The organism is Pseudomonas sp. NFX71 (genome assembly GCF_048079215.1).
GTDB classification, from domain to species: Bacteria; Pseudomonadota; Gammaproteobacteria; order Pseudomonadales; family Pseudomonadaceae; genus Aquipseudomonas; species Aquipseudomonas fluorescens_B.
On the sequence record NZ_CP182230.1, the window covers coordinates 814,645 to 832,430 of the forward strand.

General features: G+C 60.0%; 20 protein-coding genes, 1 pseudogene and 1 riboswitch. Of the genes and pseudogenes, 11 read left to right on the forward strand and 10 right to left on the reverse strand.

What is annotated here, in order from left to right; translation table 11 throughout:
• Positions 1-115: 115 nt before the first annotated feature.
• From ACM1ZW_RS03685 to ACM1ZW_RS03695, 3 genes are all read left to right on the forward strand, one after another.
• Entirely contained in the window at positions 116-1,081 is a 966-nt protein-coding gene (locus ACM1ZW_RS03685; protein WP_416740177.1) for a 2-hydroxyacid dehydrogenase, read from the forward strand.
• Positions 1,082-1,115: 34 nt separating this feature from the next.
• Positions 1,116-2,114 (forward strand): class I SAM-dependent methyltransferase, encoded by a 999-nt coding sequence (locus tag ACM1ZW_RS03690; RefSeq protein WP_017340717.1) that lies wholly within the window; start codon positions 1,116-1,118, stop codon positions 2,112-2,114.
• A gap of 41 nt (positions 2,115-2,155) precedes the next feature.
• Positions 2,156-2,279, forward strand: a riboswitch (yybP-ykoY riboswitch).
• Between the two features lie 89 nt (positions 2,280-2,368).
• Positions 2,369-2,953 (forward strand): TMEM165/GDT1 family protein, encoded by a 585-nt coding sequence (locus ACM1ZW_RS03695; protein ID WP_017340718.1) that lies wholly within the window; start codon positions 2,369-2,371, stop codon positions 2,951-2,953.
• Positions 2,954-3,091: 138 nt separating this feature from the next.
• Here ACM1ZW_RS03695 and ACM1ZW_RS03700 read toward each other — a convergent pair whose 3' ends face one another.
• Entirely contained in the window at positions 3,092-3,910 is an 819-nt protein-coding gene (locus ACM1ZW_RS03700) for a M48 family metallopeptidase (protein WP_017340719.1), read from the reverse strand.
• Positions 3,911-5,362: 1,452 nt separating this feature from the next.
• Here ACM1ZW_RS03700 and ACM1ZW_RS03705 point away from each other — a divergent pair.
• Together ACM1ZW_RS03705 and ACM1ZW_RS03710 are read left to right on the forward strand one after the other, a co-directional pair.
• Positions 5,363-5,422: pseudogene (locus ACM1ZW_RS03705) on the forward strand (hypothetical protein); the annotation flags it as partial.
• A gap of 198 nt (positions 5,423-5,620) precedes the next feature.
• Positions 5,621-6,325, forward strand: coding sequence for a methyl-accepting chemotaxis protein (locus tag ACM1ZW_RS03710; protein WP_416740796.1), 705 nt, complete (start codon positions 5,621-5,623; stop codon positions 6,323-6,325).
• Between the two features lie 113 nt (positions 6,326-6,438).
• Here the strand turns inward: ACM1ZW_RS03710 and ACM1ZW_RS03715 are convergent, their stop codons facing one another.
• From ACM1ZW_RS03715 to ACM1ZW_RS03725, 3 genes are read right to left on the reverse strand one after another with little or no spacing between them, the layout of a single operon-like run.
• Complete coding sequence (locus tag ACM1ZW_RS03715) at positions 6,439-7,062, reverse strand: SOS response-associated peptidase (RefSeq protein ID WP_414884177.1); 624 nt, start codon at positions 7,060-7,062, stop codon at positions 6,439-6,441.
• Between the two features lie 35 nt (positions 7,063-7,097).
• Positions 7,098-7,358, reverse strand: coding sequence for a putative signal transducing protein (locus tag ACM1ZW_RS03720; RefSeq protein ID WP_031319115.1), 261 nt, complete (start codon positions 7,356-7,358; stop codon positions 7,098-7,100).
• A gap of 11 nt (positions 7,359-7,369) precedes the next feature.
• Positions 7,370-7,552 carry a CPXCG motif-containing cysteine-rich protein gene (locus ACM1ZW_RS03725; RefSeq protein WP_008153387.1) on the reverse strand — a complete coding sequence of 61 codons (183 nt, stop codon included), beginning with the start codon at positions 7,550-7,552 and terminating at the stop codon, positions 7,370-7,372.
• Positions 7,553-7,691: 139 nt separating this feature from the next.
• Between ACM1ZW_RS03725 and ACM1ZW_RS03730 the strand changes: the two genes are divergently transcribed.
• On the forward strand, positions 7,692-8,858 hold the full coding sequence (locus tag ACM1ZW_RS03730; RefSeq protein ID WP_414880530.1) for a 1-acyl-sn-glycerol-3-phosphate acyltransferase: 1,167 nt from the start codon (positions 7,692-7,694) through the stop codon (positions 8,856-8,858).
• A 92-nt stretch (positions 8,859-8,950) separates the two neighbouring features.
• Here the strand turns inward: ACM1ZW_RS03730 and ACM1ZW_RS03735 are convergent, their stop codons facing one another.
• On the reverse strand, positions 8,951-9,229 hold the full coding sequence (locus tag ACM1ZW_RS03735; RefSeq protein ID WP_017340724.1) for a hypothetical protein: 279 nt from the start codon (positions 9,227-9,229) through the stop codon (positions 8,951-8,953).
• A gap of 195 nt (positions 9,230-9,424) precedes the next feature.
• Between ACM1ZW_RS03735 and ACM1ZW_RS03740 the strand changes: the two genes are divergently transcribed.
• Positions 9,425-9,631 (forward strand): hypothetical protein, encoded by a 207-nt coding sequence (locus ACM1ZW_RS03740; protein ID WP_017340725.1) that lies wholly within the window; start codon positions 9,425-9,427, stop codon positions 9,629-9,631.
• Between the two features lie 120 nt (positions 9,632-9,751).
• On the opposite strand, the gene ACM1ZW_RS03745 is transcribed toward ACM1ZW_RS03740, so the two are convergent.
• On the reverse strand, positions 9,752-10,336 hold the full coding sequence (locus ACM1ZW_RS03745; protein ID WP_017340726.1) for a YajG family lipoprotein: 585 nt from the start codon (positions 10,334-10,336) through the stop codon (positions 9,752-9,754).
• Between the two features lie 206 nt (positions 10,337-10,542).
• On the opposite strand from ACM1ZW_RS03745, the gene ACM1ZW_RS03750 reads away from it, so the two are divergent.
• Entirely contained in the window at positions 10,543-10,776 is a 234-nt protein-coding gene (locus ACM1ZW_RS03750) for a hypothetical protein (RefSeq protein ID WP_414880529.1), read from the forward strand.
• A gap of 737 nt (positions 10,777-11,513) precedes the next feature.
• Positions 11,514-13,022 (forward strand): malate dehydrogenase (quinone), encoded by a 1,509-nt coding sequence (gene mqo / locus ACM1ZW_RS03755; protein WP_017340728.1) that lies wholly within the window; start codon positions 11,514-11,516, stop codon positions 13,020-13,022.
• Positions 13,023-13,229: 207 nt separating this feature from the next.
• Here the strand turns inward: mqo and ACM1ZW_RS03760 are convergent, their stop codons facing one another.
• A complete protein-coding gene (locus tag ACM1ZW_RS03760; protein ID WP_017340729.1) occupies positions 13,230-13,517 on the reverse strand; it encodes a PA4642 family protein in 288 nt (95 codons plus the stop codon).
• Positions 13,518-13,580: 63 nt separating this feature from the next.
• A complete protein-coding gene (locus ACM1ZW_RS03765; RefSeq protein WP_416740178.1) occupies positions 13,581-14,066 on the reverse strand; it encodes a hypothetical protein in 486 nt (161 codons plus the stop codon).
• 151 nt (positions 14,067-14,217) lie between these two features.
• On the opposite strand from ACM1ZW_RS03765, the gene dauA reads away from it, so the two are divergent.
• Positions 14,218-15,939, forward strand: a complete 1,722-nt coding sequence (gene dauA / locus ACM1ZW_RS03770) for a C4-dicarboxylic acid transporter DauA (RefSeq protein WP_414884175.1) — start codon at positions 14,218-14,220, stop codon at positions 15,937-15,939.
• 7 nt (positions 15,940-15,946) lie between these two features.
• On the opposite strand, the gene ACM1ZW_RS03775 is transcribed toward dauA, so the two are convergent.
• Positions 15,947-16,420: a WbuC family cupin fold metalloprotein gene (locus tag ACM1ZW_RS03775; protein ID WP_416740179.1), complete on the reverse strand. Its 474-nt coding sequence runs from the start codon at positions 16,418-16,420 to the stop codon at positions 15,947-15,949.
• Between the two features lie 3 nt (positions 16,421-16,423).
• Positions 16,424-16,981, reverse strand: coding sequence for a hypoxanthine-guanine phosphoribosyltransferase (locus tag ACM1ZW_RS03780; RefSeq protein ID WP_017340733.1), 558 nt, complete (start codon positions 16,979-16,981; stop codon positions 16,424-16,426).
• Between the two features lie 164 nt (positions 16,982-17,145).
• Between ACM1ZW_RS03780 and upp the strand changes: the two genes are divergently transcribed.
• Complete coding sequence (upp, locus tag ACM1ZW_RS03785; RefSeq protein WP_017340734.1) at positions 17,146-17,784, forward strand: uracil phosphoribosyltransferase; 639 nt, start codon at positions 17,146-17,148, stop codon at positions 17,782-17,784.
• Positions 17,785-17,786: the final 2 nt, after the last annotated feature.

A 17,786-nucleotide genomic window follows, 5' to 3' on the forward strand; every position in this document is an offset into this window, starting at 1 on the left:
GCAAACTCCCTCGCCACAGGCTTTGTGCCAGACCAGCCAGCGAAGTAACCATTTGTTTCTATCTGGTAGGCTCGGCAGATTACGCCTTCAATTCCATGCACAAAAGGTACAGTTGATGACGAACCCTCGCCGCGCCGTTTTCCTCGACCATCCCTCGCTGGACCTCGGCGACCTCGACCTCAGCCCATTGCGTGCTTGCTTCGACGATTTGCAGCTGTTCGCGCAGACCGCGCCGGATCAGGTGATCGAACGTCTCAAGGGCGCGACGGTTGCCATCAGCAACAAAATCCTGATCGACGCCGCAGCCATTGCCGCCAGCCCCGAGCTGAAGCTGATCCTGATCACCGCCACTGGCACCAACAACGTCGATCTCGCCGCCGCCCGCGCCCACGGCGTTACCGTCTGCAACTGTCAGGGTTACGGCACGCCGTCGGTGGCGCAGCACACGATCATGTTGCTGCTCAACCTGGCGACGCGCCTCACCGATTATCAGAAAGCGGTCGGCGAAGGTCGCTGGCAACAAGCGAAACAGTTCTGCCTGCTGGATTACCCGATCGTTGAACTGGAAGGCAAAACCCTGGGCTTGCTCGGTCATGGCGAGCTGGGTGGCGCGGTCGCACGGCTGGCCGAAGCCTTCGGCATGCGCGTGCTGCTCGGGCAGATTCCGGGGCGTCCTGCCCGGCCGGACCGCTTGCCGCTGGATGAGCTGTTGCCGCAGATCGATGCGCTGACCCTGCATTGCCCACTCAACGAACACACTCGTCATTTCATCGGTGCTCGCGAACTGGCGTCGATGAAACCGGGCGCCTTCGTGATCAACACCGCCCGTGGCGGCTTGATCGACGAACAGGCGCTGGCCGATGCCTTGCGCAACGGCCACCTGGGCGGCGCCGCCACCGACGTGCTGAGCGTCGAGCCGCCGACCGCCGGCAACCCGTTACTCGCTGCCGACATCCCACGCTTGATCGTCACACCGCACAACGCCTGGGGCAGTCGCGAGGCGCGGCAGCGGATCGTTGGCCAATTGACCGAAAACGCTCAGGGATACTTCAGCGGTAAGGCGCTGCGGGTCGTCAGTTGATAAACTGCGGCACTTTTTTTCACAGGAGCAGAGTATGGATCCGCGCAGTGAAGTACTGCTTCGTCAGGCCGAGTTATTCCAGGGCCCGGTGTTGCTGGCCGGTTTGCCCGCCGATGATTTGCTCGGTCGCCTGCCCGACGCCCATGGCTGGTGCTGGCACGCCGGCGACCAGGCAGCGCTGGACGCTCGCTTCGCCGAGCGCAGCCATTTCGGCGTGACCGCGCCCGAGCGCGAGTTCGATACCGCGGTGGTGTTTCTGCCCAAGTCCAAGGACCTTACCGATTACATCCTCAACGCCCTGGCCTCGCGGCTGGCCGGTCGCGAGCTGTATCTGGTGGGTGAAAAACGCAGCGGCATCGAAGGCGCGGCCAAACAACTGAACCCGTTCGGCAAACCGCGCAAGCTCGACAGCGCGCGTCACTGCCAGCTCTGGCAGGTCACTGTGGCCAACGCGCCAGCGGCCAAGTCGCTGGAAAGCCTGGCTCAGACCTATGAATTGCCGCTGGCCGAAGGCCCGTTGAAAGTCATCAGCCTGCCGGGCGTGTTCAGCCACGGTCGCCTGGATCGCGGCAGCGCATTGTTGCTGGAGCATCTGGACAAATTGCCGAGCGGTCATTTGCTGGATTTCGGCTGCGGCGCGGGCGTGTTGGGGGCAGCGGTCAAACGTCGTTATCCGCACAATCAGGTCACGTTGCTCGACGTGGACGCTTTTGCGGCCGCCAGCAGTCGCCTGACGCTGGCTGCCAACGGTCTTGAAGCAGACGTCATTACCGGTGATGGCATTGATGCGGCGCCGATGGGTTTGAGTGCGATTCTGAGCAACCCGCCGTTCCATGTCGGCGTGCACACCGACTATTTCGCTACCGAGAACTTGCTGCGAAAAGCGGCCAAACATCTGAAAAACGGTGGCGAACTGCGCCTCGTCGCGAATAGCTTCCTGAAGTATCAGCCGCTGATCGAAGAGCACCTGGGCGTGTGTGCGATCAAGGCTGAGGGACAGGGTTTCAGAATCTACCGGGCCAAACGCGGCTGAAAAATAAGTGCTTGCCTAACGGGTTTCGCCTAGGCAGAATCCGCTCCGTCCTAGGGGAGTAGTCTCCCACGAGCGCCATGCTCGTCCGGCATACGTCAACATACTTGGTCCTCAGACCATGGCGTATGCGACCCAAGCGTCCGCATCAGACGGCTCGCCAGGGTTTGACAAGACCTATGACACGAACACCTTACCCGGGGCGGGAAGGCTGTACGTGTCATAGCCGTGTCGACCCGCCCCTTAGGAAAACCCTGATGCTGGATTCACTTCTCGTTCCCACCGCAATCGTTGCCTTGGCCGAAATCGGCGACAAGACGCAACTGCTCGCACTCATTCTCGCTGCCCGCTTTCGCAAACCGTGGCCGATCATTGCCGGCATCGTCGCCGCCACCCTGGCCAACCACGCGGCAGCCGGTGCGGTAGGCGCCTGGGTCGGAGGTTTCTTCTCGGATGCGATGTTGCACTGGATTCTCGCCGCAAGCTTCACCGCGACGGCGTTGTGGACCCTGGTGCCGGACAAGATGGATGACGACGAAGCCAGCACCGCCCGCAAGTTCGGGCCGTTCCTGACGACACTGATTGCGTTCTTTCTGGCCGAAATGGGCGACAAGACTCAAGTCGCTACCGTGATGCTCGCCGCGCAATACCCTGAGCTATGGCTGGTGATCATCGGCACCACCGCCGGGATGTTGATTGCCAACGTGCCAGTGGTACTGGCGGGTAACTTTGCGGCGGACAAACTGCCCTTGACGTTGATCCGTCGACTGGCGGCGTCGGCGTTTTTCGTCCTGGCGATTGTCGCGGTGTACAAGGCGATGCAGAGCAGTGGGTGGGTATGACGGGCGAGGGAGCTTGCTCCCGCTCGCTGCGTAGAAGCCGTAAATTCGGATGAGCGACAAAAACGCGCTCATCTGAAATGGGGCTGCCTTGCAGCCCCAGCGGGAGCAAGCTGCCTCGCCACAAAAGCCTTATCTACATCAGGATTTAGGCGCTTTCTCGTACAACGGCATCACCTTCGGAATCGCTGCCTGCAACGAAGCAATCCGACTGGACGACGCTGGGTGAGTGCTCATGAACTCCGGTGGCGAACCTTCCGAGGCCTTGCTCATCTTGTTCCACAGGGTGATCGCGGCATTCGGGTTGTAGCCGGCGCGAGCCGCCAATTCCAGGCCGATCAGATCAGCTTCGTTTTCATTTGAGCGGCTGTTGGGCAACGTCATGCCGTAGTTGGCCACGGTGTCGGCCAGCGCCAGGCTGTCCTGACCCAGACCGAACAAGGCACCGGCGCCCTGCTTGGCCATTTCGATGCCGTAGGCCTTGGACATCGCTTCACGACCGTGCTCGCGCAGGGCGTGGGCGATTTCATGGCCCATGATCGCGGCGATTTCATCGTCGGTCAGTTTCAGGCTGTCAATCAGCCCGGTGTAGAAAATGATCTTGCCGCCAGGCCCGCAGTTGGCGTTGAGTTCGTCGCTCTTGATCAGGTTGACTTCCCATTTCCACTGGGCCGAATCCGGACGGAAAACCGGCGCCTGGGCAATCAGCCGATTGGCGATCGCCTGGATGCGCTTGGCATCGTTGCTGGTCTTGTCCAGCACACCTTTGCTGGTCGCTTCGCCGACCGTCTTCTGGTACGACTGGGCGTACATCTGGTTGACTTCGTCCGTGGACAACATACTGAACATGTACTGTTTGCGCTCCACACCCACGGCGCCGCCGCTGGTGGTGTTGACCGACTGACAACCGGCGAGCAACAGACCCGCACTCAGAGCACACAAAACCAATCGCTTGTTCATCAAAAAACTCCCTGAAAACATGCCGGGTATCCTAGGCGGGGAAATGTATCGACGCCAGATACAACAGACATTCAGACGCATATTTCGGATAAAGCTCTCATCGCCGTAGGAAAAAATTCACATAACCTCCCCCGCCGCGGCGTGTAACGGCCCGCAATGATTCATTTGCGACATCTACCACTCCAAAACAGCCATTTCACCCTGCCTCGCTCATGGCCCTCGAACCGCGTGCCGATACAGCACCGCAGATGTCCTCTTGCGTGCGGAGCACCCATGAAATTCAAGTCGATCCAGTTTTCCGTGGCGGCCCTGGCCGGCGCCATCGTTTTAAGCGTCGTGGCGGCACTGGTGCTTTACGCCCTGTTTTCCGGTGCCCGGACCCAAGACATGGTCCAGGAGCGGACCCAGGCGCAATTCGAGCAAGTCATCGAACAGCGCCTGACGTCCCTGGCGCAAACCCAGGTCAGCCAGATCCAGCGCGAACTCGAGGCTCCCCTGCTGATTGCCGGCGGGTTGGTGCGGGTCAACGCCCTGATCGGCACGCCAGGCGCCGACGGCCAGCCGCAACTGAGCCTGAGCCGCGAGCAATTGATCAGCCTGATCAAGGAAAACGTCGCCAAAAACCCGAAAATCCTCGGGACTTACATTGGCTGGGAAAAAGACGCACTCGATCACAACGATGCGGCTTACGTCGGCACCAAGGTGGTAGGGATCGACCCCAGCAACGGCCGCTTCCTGCCATGGTGGTTCCGCAACGAAGACGGCACTCTGGGCCTGGACAAACTGGTGGACGTCGACGACCAGAAAACCCTGTCCACCGGGGTGCGCGCCAGCGAGTACTACCTGTGCTCGAAAGAAACCAAAAAATCCTGCGTGATCGATCCGGCGCCCTACAAGGTCGGCGACAAGATCGTCATGCTCGCCTCCTTTATTGAACCGATCATGCTCAACGGTGCGTTCCAGGGCATCGTCGGCGCCGACCTGTCGGTGAATTTCATCCAGGAAATGCTGCTGGGCGCGAACCAGAAGCTGTACAACGGCTCGGGCGTCATGGCCCTGATCGGCAGCAACGGCCGGATCGTGGCCTACACCAAGGACCCGAGCAAATTCGGCGAGAAGGTCAGCGACATCCTCGATAGCCAACAGATCGCCAACATGGCCAATCTCAAGCGAGGCGAAGTGACCTACACCGTCGACAAAGCTCAGGGCCGGATCGAGTTGTACCTGCCATTCGGCATCGGCCAGACCGACGCCCGCTGGACCCTGATGCTGCAACTGCCGCTGAACGCGGTGATGGCCGACCTGCAAAAACTCCAGGCCGACCTCGACACACAGCGCAAATCCGACACCTTCGGCATGGCCATGGTTGGCCTGCTGATTGCCGGCATCGGTCTGCTGGTGATCTGGCTGGTGGGCCACGGCATTGCCCGGCCACTTAAACAGATGGTCGCCATGCTCGACGACATTGCCAAAGGCGAAGGTGACCTCACCCGTCGCCTGACCAGTGATCGTGCCGACGAACTGGGCTCGATCGCCAAAGGCTTCAATACCTTCCTCGCCAAGTTGCAGGCGATGATCACTCAGGTCGTGACGTCGGTGCAGAGCGTCAGCGATTCGTCGGAGCACACCGCCGACATCGCCATTCGCACCAACATCGGCGTGCAGAAACAAATGGTCGAGATCGATCAGGTCGCCACGGCGGTACATGAAATGACCGCCACCGCCCAGGACGTGGCGCGCAACGCGACCCAGGCGGCGCAAGCGGCCAGTCATGCGGATCAGGCGGCGGCGCAGGGCAAACAGATCGTGCGGGACACATCGAATTCGATCGGTGTGCTGGCAGTGGAAATCGGCAAGGCTGTCAGCGTGGTGCAAACCCTGGCCAAGGACAGCGAGAACATCAACGCGATCCTCACGGCCATTCGCGGGATCGCCGAGCAGACCAACCTGCTGGCCTTGAACGCGGCCATCGAAGCGGCACGCGCCGGTGAACAGGGCCGCGGTTTTGCAGTGGTGGCCGATGAAGTGCGCAACCTGGCGCAGAAAACCCAGAAGGCCACCGAAGAAATCCAGACCATGATCCAGCAACTGCAACAAGGCACGCGCGATGTGGTGCGGGTCATGGAGGACAGCCAGAACCGTACCGATGAAAGTGTTCAGCACGCCGCGAAAGCCGCCGAAGCGCTGGATGCGATCACTCAGGCGGTGTCGGTGATCAACGACATGAACACGCAGATTGCCAGTGCGGCCGAAGAACAGAGCGCGGTGGCGGATGACATCAACCGTAACGTGATCAACATTGGGCAAGTGGCCAATGAAGTGGCCGGTGGGGCGGATGAATCGAGCGCGGCGAGTGCGGACCTGACCAAGCTGGCGGAACAGCAGCGGCGGTTGATCAACCAGTTCAAGGTTTGAGGTTTAAGAGCAAGATCAAAAGATCGCGGCCTGCGGCAGCTCCTACAGGGTAAGGGTATACGCCTACCTAATGTAGGAGCTGCCGCAGGCTGCGATCTTTTTGATGAGACCACTTAACCTGGGGTCAAACACTCCGGCCCGTTCAACTTCGGATCATTCACCAGATTCGCCAACACCCGCTCGCGCAACGCAGCGGGTTCACTGGCCAACAACCCCTGCAACACATGCAAAGGCGTCTCGGGATCAAGCCACGCCTCCTGCCCCGCTGCATCCAGAATCAACGGCCGACGCTGACTCGCCGCCGGTTGCGTGATCACTGCCGTGCTCAACCACACTTGCTCCTGCACCGGATACGCTTCCCAGATCGCCGCAAAAAACAGCGTCGAGCCCTCCCCCGGAGTCAACCAGTACGGCCGCTTGCGCGTCGTGCCGCGCCATTCGTAAAAACCGTTGGCCGGCAGCAGGCACCGGCGCTCGCGCAGGGCCTGACGGAACATCGGTTGCTCGGCCACGGTTTCGGCCCGGGCATGGGCCGGCGTGCGGGACAGATCGGTCAGCCACGGCGGCGTCAAACCCCAGCGCGCACGGGCCAACTCGCGTTGGCCGTCGGCGCCGGCACGCAGCATCAACACCGAATCGTTTGGGGAAATATTCCACTGGGCCTGCTGATCGGCAGGGAAGCCAGGCAGGGTCGCGAAGGCGGGGTTCCAGCGAAACAGGGCATAACGTCCACACATGGGGCAACACGACTCTTGATAAAACGAACGTCAGCCTAACAGACCAGCGTGCCGGGAAAGCTTTCCGGCTCATCGCCGGGTAGCGGCAGCGCGGCATTGTACGCGGCGATCAACTCGCGGGCGTATTCGGCCTGGTCATTGTCGACCGACAACCCCAACAGACCGAAAATGGGCAACTCCCCGCTGCCACCGAGCAAATCACGCCCGACCAGATGCGCCTCGATGCCCTCGCTGGCCAGCATGCCTTGCAGCAGCTCGCCTTCCATCAGGTTTTCCGGTTCATAGATTCGCTGCATGGAGCGCCCCTTCATTCGTTTTCGCTGTGAACTTCAAGTAACCATTCCTGACCATCAGTCTGCAGGACAAACGTGATGGGGCGGCAACACACCGGACAGTCTTCGATATAGGTCTGATCGCCACCGGACAAATCCAGCACCGCCTCGGCCTCTTCACCACAATACGGACATTCGTAGCGCTCGGTTTCCAGCATCGCGGTCTCCAGGGTGACTTGTGCGTATAATCGCCGGTCTATTTGCAGGGCTATTTTTGTCTGGCTACCTTTTCAGACCGTGCCCCGTTGGTTTTCGATCAAAACCTTTACTTACCCTAGCCGTTTCTAACAAGAGAGCATGATGGGCGAATTCGATGCCATCCGACCTTACGACGACAGCGAAGTCCCAGCGGTGCTGGCACGATTGCTCGGCGACAAGGCGTTTCTAGATATCCTCACCCACTTCCGCTTCCCGCGTTTCGCCGGTGCTTTCGGCTGGATGCTCAAACCTCTTATAGCTCATCGGTTGCGCCGTGAGTTCGCCGGCATCAATTCGGTGGCCACACTGCAGGACAAAGTCGAGTATTACGTTGACCACACCATCGAACGCGCCACGGACGGGGTGACGTACACCGGCGTCGAGCAGTTCAAGTCCGGTAGCGCCTACCTGTTCATCGCCAACCACCGCGACATCGTCATGGACCCGGCCTTCGTCAACTATGCCGTGTACCACGCCGGCCTGCCGACACCGCGCATCGCCATTGGCGACAACCTGCTGCAGAAACCCTTCGTCAGCGACCTGATGCGCCTGAACAAAAGTTTCATCGTGCACCGTTCGATCACCGGTCGCCGAGAGAAAATGGCGGCCTATCAGCTATTGTCGGCCTACATCAACCACTCGATCCGCAACGATTGCGCGTCGATCTGGATCGCTCAGGCCGAAGGCCGGGCCAAGGACGGCGACGACCGCACCGAGTCAGCGATCCTCAAGATGTTCCACATGAGTCGCAAGGATGAACCGTTCGGCGAAGTCATCCGCTCGCTGAACGTCACTCCGGTGTCGATCAGCTACGAATACGACCCGTGCGACCAGGCCAAGGCCCGCGAGCTCTACATCCGAGCCACCACCGGCAGCTACACCAAGGTGCCGGGCGAAGACGACGTCAGCATCGCCAAAGGCATCACCGGCTACAAGGGCCGGGTCCACGTGAACTTCGCCGCGCCGATCACCGAGTTGTTCGAAGACACCAAACAATTGGCGATCGAAATGGACAAGCAGATCCTCGGCGGTTATCGCTTGTTCCCGGTGCACTACCTGGCGTACGCACAGTGGAAAGACGCCGATCCGCAGTTGCAGGTGCCGAAAGCGGCTGACGTGTTTGCAGCCGACGAGCTGGCGAAGGCCCAGGAAGAATGGCAGCGGCGCCTTGAGGCCTGCCCGGAAGAACATCGTCCTTTCCTGGTGCTGCAATACGCCACACCGGTGCGTAATCAGTACCGGGTGAAAGCCGGGTTGGCGCTGTAGGTTTTTACAGCAAGATCAAAAGATCGCAGCCTTCGGCAGATCCAACATCAATGTAGGAGCTGCAGAAGGCTGCGATCTTTTGCTTTAAGGGATCAAACCCGCGTGCTGATCCACGACACCAGCAACGCCAAGCCCAGGCAGGCAAAACCGAAACGATAGAAAAACCGGTTCATGCGCAAGGTCGCCCAATCCAGCACGGGCTCTTCACTGGGACGGCTCTGACGCTGCGCTGCCAGACTGGCCTGCGCGCGCTGTTCGCGGCGACGCGTAGCGTGCAGCAACCAGCTGCCCGGAAAGGCAAACAGCAAGGCGAGCAAGTTGATCAATTTGGCGGGATGGGCGGTAAACAGCGTCATCAAATGCAGCGACATCACAAACCTCAGTCAAAACAGGTGTGGCGAACGCCGGACCGACGACCGCGGCGCAAATTCTACCGAAAGCCGTCCCTCCTGCCCGCCGCTTTACGACAAATAACTCACCATTTGGCAGATTCCTGCTCTGCGTCACGGCTTCGTCATCTGAATGCGCCAGTCTCTCGGCCCATCGAAACCGACACGGAAACCGTCATGCTCCACGCCGAAAACCAGGATCGCCTCTACCTCATCGCTCAAAGCGACGAACAACAAGCCCTCGTCGGCAGCCTCGCCTTCAACGTTCAGGATTGCCATTGGCTGGTGTATTGCGCACTGGGTGGGCATCAACATGCGGATTTACCGGAGGCGGACTTGCTGACGGGCGTGAGTGTGCTGGATTTTTATTCGCAAGCCGCCTGACTCCGCAGAATCCTGCCCGGCAGGAGCTGCAGAAGGCTGTGATCTTTTGATTTTTTGAGGGAGTAGCCGAAGATCAGGATCAAAAGATCGCAGCCTTCGGCAACTCCTGCGGGGCTCGCATTACTCGCTGAGAATCTGACCAATCGTCGGGTCCTTGAACAGACGCGTCAATGCGTCGCTCAATACATCGCTGACCAGCTTGGTGTTGGTTTCCTGATTCGGCGCCATGCCGAAACGCTGATCCAGCGACGCACCGTAACGACCGCTGTAGCGGCGGTTGGCGTTCTGTACGTCGGAGCGGAAGGTCGCGCCAATGGTCGCCTCGGTCACGTACATGCCTTCCTTCGGCGACTGATACTTCAGCTCAGCCAGGGTCACGGTCAATTGCGGGGCATTCATCGCATTGGATGTCGGGGTAAAGCCCAGCAAACGCACGGCCGCTTCAGCCTGGGCCTGCAACTTCGGCAGGATCTGCGCGCCCTGCACCGTGATTGCACTCGTTTCCGGATACAGACCGCCACGGGTGCCCAGGGTTGGCGACGGACGACCGTCCACCACACGCACCACCACTGGCTGACCATGGCCGACCGGCGCCAGCTGAGTTGTCAGCTTCGGCTCCGGGTTCAGTTGTTGCGGGCTGTGGGCGCAGCCAACCAGGGTCAAACTGGTCACAGTGATCAAACCGAACAACAGGCGTTGCAACATGCTCTTCTCTCCAGAATCAGGCACAAACAGGCCGGCAGTATAGCGGTGGGCCACTGCGGGTAACCAGCGCCTCGCAGTGAATACTGAAATGTCTGACAAACCCTTGGGAAGCCGGTTCCTGTCACACAGATGTCACCGCCCATACACTTGCATGTCACGGCGCTTTGACAACCTTCACGACAGTCACCCCTTGAAGGTACTTTGCCATGCGCCACCTGATCTCGCTGTTCGCTCCGCGCCCATTGCATCGCTGCTTTGCCCTGCTCGACCGCTATGGTCATTGCCAGGCGTTCAAGCAGTGCAGCCTGCAGCCGATGGGCGATGGCTGGGTCGAAATCGAAGAAATCCGCCTCAACTGGCTGCACCATCCCCTGCCTGCCAGTGCCCGTGTCAGCCAGCACAAACCACGCGCGCGGGCGCAGCAGCTGTTGACCACCTGACCAGACGCCTAATAAAAGTCATTAAACACGTCCATTTCCCTGCGTTTCTTAGATACAATCTCCCCCCGATTATAAGGACGTCTCCTGATCGGGCCTCGCAGCATCGTCAATGCTTCGGTATTGGCACCCCGCACCGCCCACAGAGAGCCGCCCACACAGATCGAGTGAAGCTGGCGTGCTTGCTGTTCCTTGAGCAAAACCCCCACTTTTCGCGAATCTGCAGAGCTGTCATTACGCTCGGTCACTGAGCTGTTTGCCCGTTTTGCCTGTCATGCATCCCATGGCGGCAATCCATCCGGGCACGGTGCCAGGCTGGGGCAGCCCTTTTTTGAGGTTCACGTCTTCAAAAGAGCGTGAAAAAAACGGGTTTTCACAACTTCACAAGAGTGTGGCGAGCAAATGAATAGTTTTGCGTCTGAATATGCACCATTAGCGTCTGGAACAGCCCAACGACACAGGACCGAGTATTCCTCGAACACCGGAGCCTGAAGCCTGTCCGCTACGGATTTGGTTGCACAAACGGATGTCTCGACCATAAGTCGAATTGCCAGTCGCGCGTTGAAATGAGTTCATAGACCTCATTGACCCGGCCGGTAGCGTCCGTCGAAGTTGCGATAAATTGCGAAGATTCGGACATGGCGATACTGCCATGAGTACCAGGGGCATCACTGACTCGCCCCGGAACGCCTGGCAGCCATGCCGACAATTTGGTGCTGCAGATTTTGGAGACGCGTTAAATGGCGCATAACGAAGCAGTCGACGTAGTACTGGTTGGGGCCGGCATCATGAGTGCCACCCTCGCAGTACTGCTCAAAGAGCTCGACCCCGCGATCAAGCTGGAAGTCGTCGAGCTGATGGATTCCGGTGCCGCGGAGAGTTCGAACCCGTGGAACAACGCCGGTACCGGTCACGCCGGGCTGTGTGAGCTCAATTACACGCCGCAGGCCGCCGACGGCACCGTCGACATCAAGAAAGCCGTGCACATCAACACCCAGTTCGAGGTGTCGAAGCAGTTCTGGTCGTACCTGACCAAAAAAGGCACCTTCGGTTCGTGCAAGTCCTTTATCAGCCCGGTGCCGCACCTGAGCTTCGTGCAAGGTGACAGTGGCGTGTCCTTCCTCAAGGAGCGCTTCAACGTGCTGAGCAAGCACCACGCCTTCTCCGACATGGAATACACCGAAGACAAGGCAAAAATGGCGGACTGGATGCCATTGATGATGCCTGGTCGTCCGGCTGACGAAGTCGTCGCCGCCACCCGCGTGATGAACGGCACCGACGTCAACTTCGGCGCGCTGACCAACCAATTGCTCAAGCACCTGACCAGCGCACCCGATGCCCAGGTCAAGTACTGCAAGCGCGTGACCGGTCTGAAGCGTAACAACGGCGGCTGGACCGTCAGCATCAAGGACGTGAACAGCGGCAACACCCGCGAAGTCGACGCGAAGTTCGTCTTCCTCGGCGCGGGCGGTGCGGCATTGCCGTTGCTGCAGGCGTCGGGCATCGAAGAAAGCAAAGGCTTCGGCGGCTTCCCGATCAGCGGCCAGTGGCTGCGTTGCGACAACCCGGAAGTGGTCAAACACCACCAGGCCAAGGTGTATAGCCAGGCCGCCGTGGGTTCGCCACCGATGTCGGTGCCGCACCTCGACACTCGAGTGGTCGATGGCAAGAAGTCCCTGCTGTTCGGACCTTACGCCGGTTTCACCACCAAGTTCCTCAAGCACGGCTCCTTCATGGACCTGCCGATGTCGGTTCGCGCCGGCAACATCGGCCCGATGCTGGCCGTGGCGAAAAACAACATGGACCTGACCAAGTACCTGGTCAGCGAAGTGATGCAGTCGATGGAGCAACGCCTGGATTCCCTGCGTCGTTTCTACCCTGAAGCGAAAGCCGAAGACTGGCGCCTGGAAGTGGCCGGCCAACGGGTTCAAATCATCAAGAAAGACCCGAAAAAGGGCGGCGTCCTGCAGTTCGGCACCGAGCTGGTCGCGGCCAAGGACGGCTCCCTTGCTGCACTGCTCGGCGCTTCGCCAGGCGCGTCGGTGACCGTTTCGATCATGCTGGAGCTGATCGAGAAATGCTTCCCGGCCAAAGCATCCGGCGAGTGGGCGGCCAAACTGGCGGAAATCTTCCCGGCCCGTGAAAAGGTTCTGGAAACCGATGCTGCGCTGTATCGCAAGATCAATACGCAGAACAACATCGCGCTGGAACTGGTTGAAGAAAGCAGCGAGACCCCAAGCTACGCTTGATCGTCGCGCATAAAAAACGCCCCGTTCTCATTGAGAGCGGGGCGTTTTTTTATGGGCGGCAAAACAATCTTGTGGCGAGGGAGCTTGCTCCCGCCGGGCAGCGAAGCGGCCCCAAAATTCTGCCAACGGCGAAGATTTTGTGAGTGCTGCGCACTAAAGCGGGAGCAAGCTCCCTCGCCACAGGTATTCGGTTCGCTTCGGATACGATCAGCCGCGAGCCTTGTTGATCAGTTCGATGTACTCGGCCGCGTTGCGCTGATCCTTGATCAGGTCAACGAAGGTCTTGCCGTGTTCATCCTGGCCATCAACGTCGTAGCCGGCTTCGACGAAGAACGTCAGAAAACGCTCGAAGTCGTCAATGCGCAGGCCACGGTAGGCCTTGATCAGTTTGTGCAGGGACGGCGAAGTGGCGTCGACCGGTTCGAAATCGAGAAACAACTTGATCTGCTCGTCGCCGATCTCGTCACCAATCACTTGTTTCTTATCTTTACGCATTGCCGACTCCAGCTCGCAGACATTTCACGGGGCGGGCAGTTTACCCCTCACAGGGCGCCGGGCTCAACGCGGACGAACGGCCCCGGTGTGCAGGTCAGCCCAGACATGGCCATTGGCGTAGCTGAGGAACTGGCAATACACCGTGTCATTGCGCAACAAGTCGATCACCACGCGGTACTGCGCCATCGGATAAAACAGCGTCAGGGTTTTGCTTTTGTCGTCGTAGATCGGCTTTTTCAGGCTTTTGCTCTCGCCATCGAAGTTGACCAGTACCTGATTGATGGTCGCGCCCTTGTTCAAGGGTTTGCCCTTGAGGCGGATCAGCAACGGAGACGTCACCGGGATCGGTTGTTGGGTGGACTGGCGCTGACTGCCGACCACCACCGAATATTCGGTGACCTGCAGCAGTTGTTGCTGCTCGGGTTCGGCGTCACGCAGGGTCAGGTCGTCCGGTGGCAGAAACTGCGCATGCATCGGCGTCGGCGCGGCGGCCAGGGGCAGGCTGAGGGTCAGCAACAGGGCGGCGCAGCTGCGGATCAAAAGGCTCATGACGGGCTCCCAGGGCGAAGCGGAGCACTCTAGCATGAGGATCATCTGCGCGAATTAGCGATATGGGTCAATACTTCGCAGTACCAAGCTGGCCATGCTGGAAGAGCTTTCAGCCGTCGATCAATGGTGCACCGTCTACCGTGGAGTGCTCATGTCGTTCTCCGTTCCCCCGTTATTCGCCGCCTGGCGTCAGACCTGGCACGCCGGCTACACCCTCAGACGCTTACGCGGCGACATCAGTGCCGGAGTGACGGTAGGGATTATCGCCATCCCATTGGCCATGGCCCTGGCGATTGCCGTAGGTGTACCGCCCCAGCAAGGGTTGTATACGGTACTGATCGCCGCGCCCCTGATCGCTCTCACCGGCGGTTCGCGTTTCAATGTCAGTGGGCCGACCGCCGCGTTCGTGGTCATCCTGCTGCCCATCACCCAACAATATGGCCTGGGCGGCTTGCTGCTCTGCACCATGCTTGCCGGCGTCATCCTCATTGCCCTGGGACTGATTCGCGCCGGGCGGTTGATTCAGTACATTCCGTATCCGGTCACGCTGGGCTTTACCGCCGGGATCGGCATTGTCATTGCCACCCTGCAATTGAAGGATTTGCTGGGCCTGAACACCCCCAGCCAGGCAGAACACTACATCGAACAGCTGGGTGTACTGATTCTCGCGTTGCCCACCGCTCGGCTCGGGGACGGGATCATCGGTATCGCCTGCCTGGCCGTTCTGATTGTCTGGCCACGGTGGGTACCGAGGATCCCGGGGCATCTGGTGGCGCTGACCGTCGGCGCCCTCCTGGGGTTGGCGCTGGAACACGGCGGGTTGGCGGTGGCGACCTTGGGTGAGCGTTTCAGCTACATGGTCGAGGGCGTCAGCCATCCCGGCATTCCACCGTTCCTGCCGAGCTTCGATTGGCCGTGGAATCTACCCGGTCCCGACGGCCAGCCGCTGCACCTGTCCTACGACTTGATCCGTCAATTAATGGCGCCGGCGTTCGCCATTGCCATGCTCGGTGCCATCGAGTCCTTGTTGTGTGCGGTGGTGGCGGATGGCATGACCGGCAGCAAACACGACCCCAACGCCGAACTGCTGGGCCAGGGCCTGGGCAACCTGATCGCACCGTTGTTCGGCGGCATTACCGCCACGGCTGCGATCGCCCGAAGCGCCACCAATGTGCGCAGCGGAGCCTTTTCGCCATTGGCCGCCATTATTCACAGCGCGGTGGTACTGATGGCGATACTGGTGCTCGCACCGCTTTTCAGCTACCTGCCGATGGCTGCGCTGGCCGCATTGCTGGTCATGGTGGCGTGGAACATGAGCGAAGCCCGGCACGTGCTGCATACACTGCGCATCGCGCCCCGCAGCGATGTGCTGGTCTTGCTGACCTGCCTGAGCCTGACGGTGTTATTCGACATGGTAATGGCCGTCGGTGTCGGCCTGTTGCTGGCCGCCGGGTTGTTTATCAAGCGCATGAGCGATCTGACGGACACCGCCGAACTGCCACGCGCCTACCATCAAGCCTTGCAGGACATGCCGGCGCACGTTCGTTGCTACGCGATACGCGGGCCGTTGTTTTTCGGTGCGGCCGAAAAGGCCTTGGGAGTCCTGCGCAAATTCAGTCCGGAGGTCAAAGTGGTGATCGTCGAGATGAGCGCCGTGCCCATGCTGGACATGACGGCGCTGGCGGCCTTCGACAATATCCTCAGGGATTACCGCACGGACGGCATTGGCCTGATTCTGGTGGCGACCTCCCCGCGGGTGCGCCTGAAGCTCAGACGCGCGGGTATCCATCGGGAGCAGCGTCAGTTGGCCTACGTGAACAACCTGGAACAGGCTCGTCGCAAAAGCGAACGCTGGCTGGCCGGGGAAAACTGAGCGCGCTTCAGGCGAACTGCGCGCGCATCCACGCCTGATATTCAGCCACACCCGGCTCGCCTTCGCGCGGCGCCCAGTGAGCAAGCTCTCCCTCACCGACGGGACGATAAGGGCCGGCCTTGCACTCGAACATCAGGCTGTCGGCTTCCAGCACCACCAGGCCATGGAACACACCGGTTGGCAGGTCAACACCCACGCAATCGCCACCAGCCTGCAGAATCTGCTTGCGCACCACCACACCAGACTCATCGAAAATCAGCAGACCAAGCCGCCCTTTGAGGACCAACAAGGTTTCAGCCTTGTTCTCACACAGATGCCGATGAGGCGGAATGTACGTGGACGGCTGCAGACCCACCGCCATGCGATGGCAAGCGTCTTCCATCCGATGGAAGTTGTGATGCTGGCGCCCACGTGGATTTACCGCAGCCTTCCCGGCCAGTTCATTGAACAAGGATTGATCAAGAAAGCTCGGCGCGCTCATCGCTTACATCCCTTTAACGGCGAAAATTCCGTTGGCGTTACGCCAGTAGCCTTTGTAGTCCATGCCGTAACCGAAGATGTAACGGTCGATGCACGGCAGGCCGACGAAATCGGCTTTCAGGTCCGGGCGAGCCTTACGGTCGTGGTCCTTGTCGATCAGCACGGCGGTGTGCACTTTGCGCGCGCCAGCGTGTTTGCAGAAGTCGATGATCGCGCCCAGGGTGTGACCTTCGTCGAGGATGTCGTCGATGATCAGCACGTCACGGTCGATGAACGACACTTCCGGCTTGGCTTTCCAGAACAGGTCGCCGCCGCTGGTTTCGTTGCGATAGCGGGTGGCGTGCAGGTAGGACGCTTCCAGCGGGAATTGCAAATGGGTGAGCAGCTTGCCGGCGAAAATCAGGCCGCCGTTCATCACACAGAACACCACCGGATTTGTTTCAGCCAGTTGTTCGTTGATGTGTGCACCGACGCGGGCGATGGCCGCCTCGACTTCAGCTTCGGTGTACAGGCAGTCAGCCTCTCGCATGATTTGACGGATATGCTCGAGATCAGCGGACATGGCGCTCTCCAGGGGGGACGGGATTCGGGAAAAGCGGGCAAAGGTACGCATCCCGCACGGCCAGATCAAGCGTTTGTGGACTAACGTACTCTATGTCTATAGGACAACACCCTCGGATAGATTAATCTAGGCCGGTTTTTTTGCCCGCCGCCGGAGCCTTTCCCATGCCCATCCTCGAGATCCGCCATCCGCTGATCCGTCATAAACTCGGCCTGATGCGCCGCGCAGACATCAGCACCAAGAATTTCCGTGAGCTCGCTCAGGAAGTCGGCGCCCTTTTGACCTATGAAGCCACCAAAGACCTGCCGCTGGAATCCTACGACATCGAAGGCTGGTGCGGCACTGTGTCGGTCGAGAAAATCGCCGGCAAGAAGATTACCGTGGTGCCGATCCTGCGCGCCGGTATCGGCATGCTCGAAGGTGTGCTCAGCCTGATTCCGGGGGCCAAGGTCAGCGCCGTGGGCGTGGCCCGCAACGAAGAAACGTTGCAGGCCCACACCTATCTGGAAAAACTGGTTCCCGAAATCAACGAACGCCTGGCCATGATCATCGACCCGATGCTCGCCACCGGCAGCTCCATGGTCGCCACCATCGACCTGCTGAAAAAGGCCGGTTGCCGCGACATCCGCGCCATGGTGCTGGTCGCCGCGCCGGAAGGCATTGCCGCCGTGGAGAAGGCTCACCCGGACGTGACCATCTACACCGCTTCCATTGACGAGAAACTGAACGAACACGGTTACATCATCCCAGGCCTGGGCGATGCCGGTGACAAGATCTTCGGCACCAAGCAGAAGGACGCGTGACC

Excerpts from the sequence above, each read along its gene's own strand:
- ACM1ZW_RS03685 (WP_416740177.1), top strand. The coding sequence starts at position 116 with ATGACGAACCCTCGCCGCGCCGTTTTCCTCGACCATCCCTCGCTGGAC.
- ACM1ZW_RS03690 (WP_017340717.1), top strand. The coding sequence starts at position 1,116 with ATGGATCCGCGCAGTGAAGTACTGCTTCGTCAGGCCGAGTTATTCCAG.
- ACM1ZW_RS03695 (WP_017340718.1), top strand. The coding sequence starts at position 2,369 with ATGCTGGATTCACTTCTCGTTCCCACCGCAATCGTTGCCTTGGCCGAA.
- ACM1ZW_RS03700 (WP_017340719.1), bottom strand. The coding sequence starts at position 3,910 with ATGAACAAGCGATTGGTTTTGTGTGCTCTGAGTGCGGGTCTGTTGCTC.
- ACM1ZW_RS03710 (WP_416740796.1), top strand. The coding sequence starts at position 5,621 with ATGACCGCCACCGCCCAGGACGTGGCGCGCAACGCGACCCAGGCGGCG.
- ACM1ZW_RS03715 (WP_414884177.1), bottom strand. The coding sequence starts at position 7,062 with ATGTGTGGACGTTATGCCCTGTTTCGCTGGAACCCCGCCTTCGCGACC.
- ACM1ZW_RS03720 (WP_031319115.1), bottom strand. The coding sequence starts at position 7,358 with ATGCAGCGAATCTATGAACCGGAAAACCTGATGGAAGGCGAGCTGCTG.
- ACM1ZW_RS03725 (WP_008153387.1), bottom strand. The coding sequence starts at position 7,552 with ATGCTGGAAACCGAGCGCTACGAATGTCCGTATTGTGGTGAAGAGGCC.
- ACM1ZW_RS03730 (WP_414880530.1), top strand. The coding sequence starts at position 7,692 with ATGATGGGCGAATTCGATGCCATCCGACCTTACGACGACAGCGAAGTC.
- ACM1ZW_RS03735 (WP_017340724.1), bottom strand. The coding sequence starts at position 9,229 with ATGTCGCTGCATTTGATGACGCTGTTTACCGCCCATCCCGCCAAATTG.
- ACM1ZW_RS03740 (WP_017340725.1), top strand. The coding sequence starts at position 9,425 with ATGCTCCACGCCGAAAACCAGGATCGCCTCTACCTCATCGCTCAAAGC.
- ACM1ZW_RS03745 (WP_017340726.1), bottom strand. The coding sequence starts at position 10,336 with ATGTTGCAACGCCTGTTGTTCGGTTTGATCACTGTGACCAGTTTGACC.
- ACM1ZW_RS03750 (WP_414880529.1), top strand. The coding sequence starts at position 10,543 with ATGCGCCACCTGATCTCGCTGTTCGCTCCGCGCCCATTGCATCGCTGC.
- mqo (WP_017340728.1), top strand. The coding sequence starts at position 11,514 with ATGGCGCATAACGAAGCAGTCGACGTAGTACTGGTTGGGGCCGGCATC.
- ACM1ZW_RS03760 (WP_017340729.1), bottom strand. The coding sequence starts at position 13,517 with ATGCGTAAAGATAAGAAACAAGTGATTGGTGACGAGATCGGCGACGAG.
- ACM1ZW_RS03765 (WP_416740178.1), bottom strand. The coding sequence starts at position 14,066 with ATGAGCCTTTTGATCCGCAGCTGCGCCGCCCTGTTGCTGACCCTCAGC.
- dauA (WP_414884175.1), top strand. The coding sequence starts at position 14,218 with ATGTCGTTCTCCGTTCCCCCGTTATTCGCCGCCTGGCGTCAGACCTGG.
- ACM1ZW_RS03775 (WP_416740179.1), bottom strand. The coding sequence starts at position 16,420 with ATGAGCGCGCCGAGCTTTCTTGATCAATCCTTGTTCAATGAACTGGCC.
- ACM1ZW_RS03780 (WP_017340733.1), bottom strand. The coding sequence starts at position 16,981 with ATGTCCGCTGATCTCGAGCATATCCGTCAAATCATGCGAGAGGCTGAC.
- upp (WP_017340734.1), top strand. The coding sequence starts at position 17,146 with ATGCCCATCCTCGAGATCCGCCATCCGCTGATCCGTCATAAACTCGGC.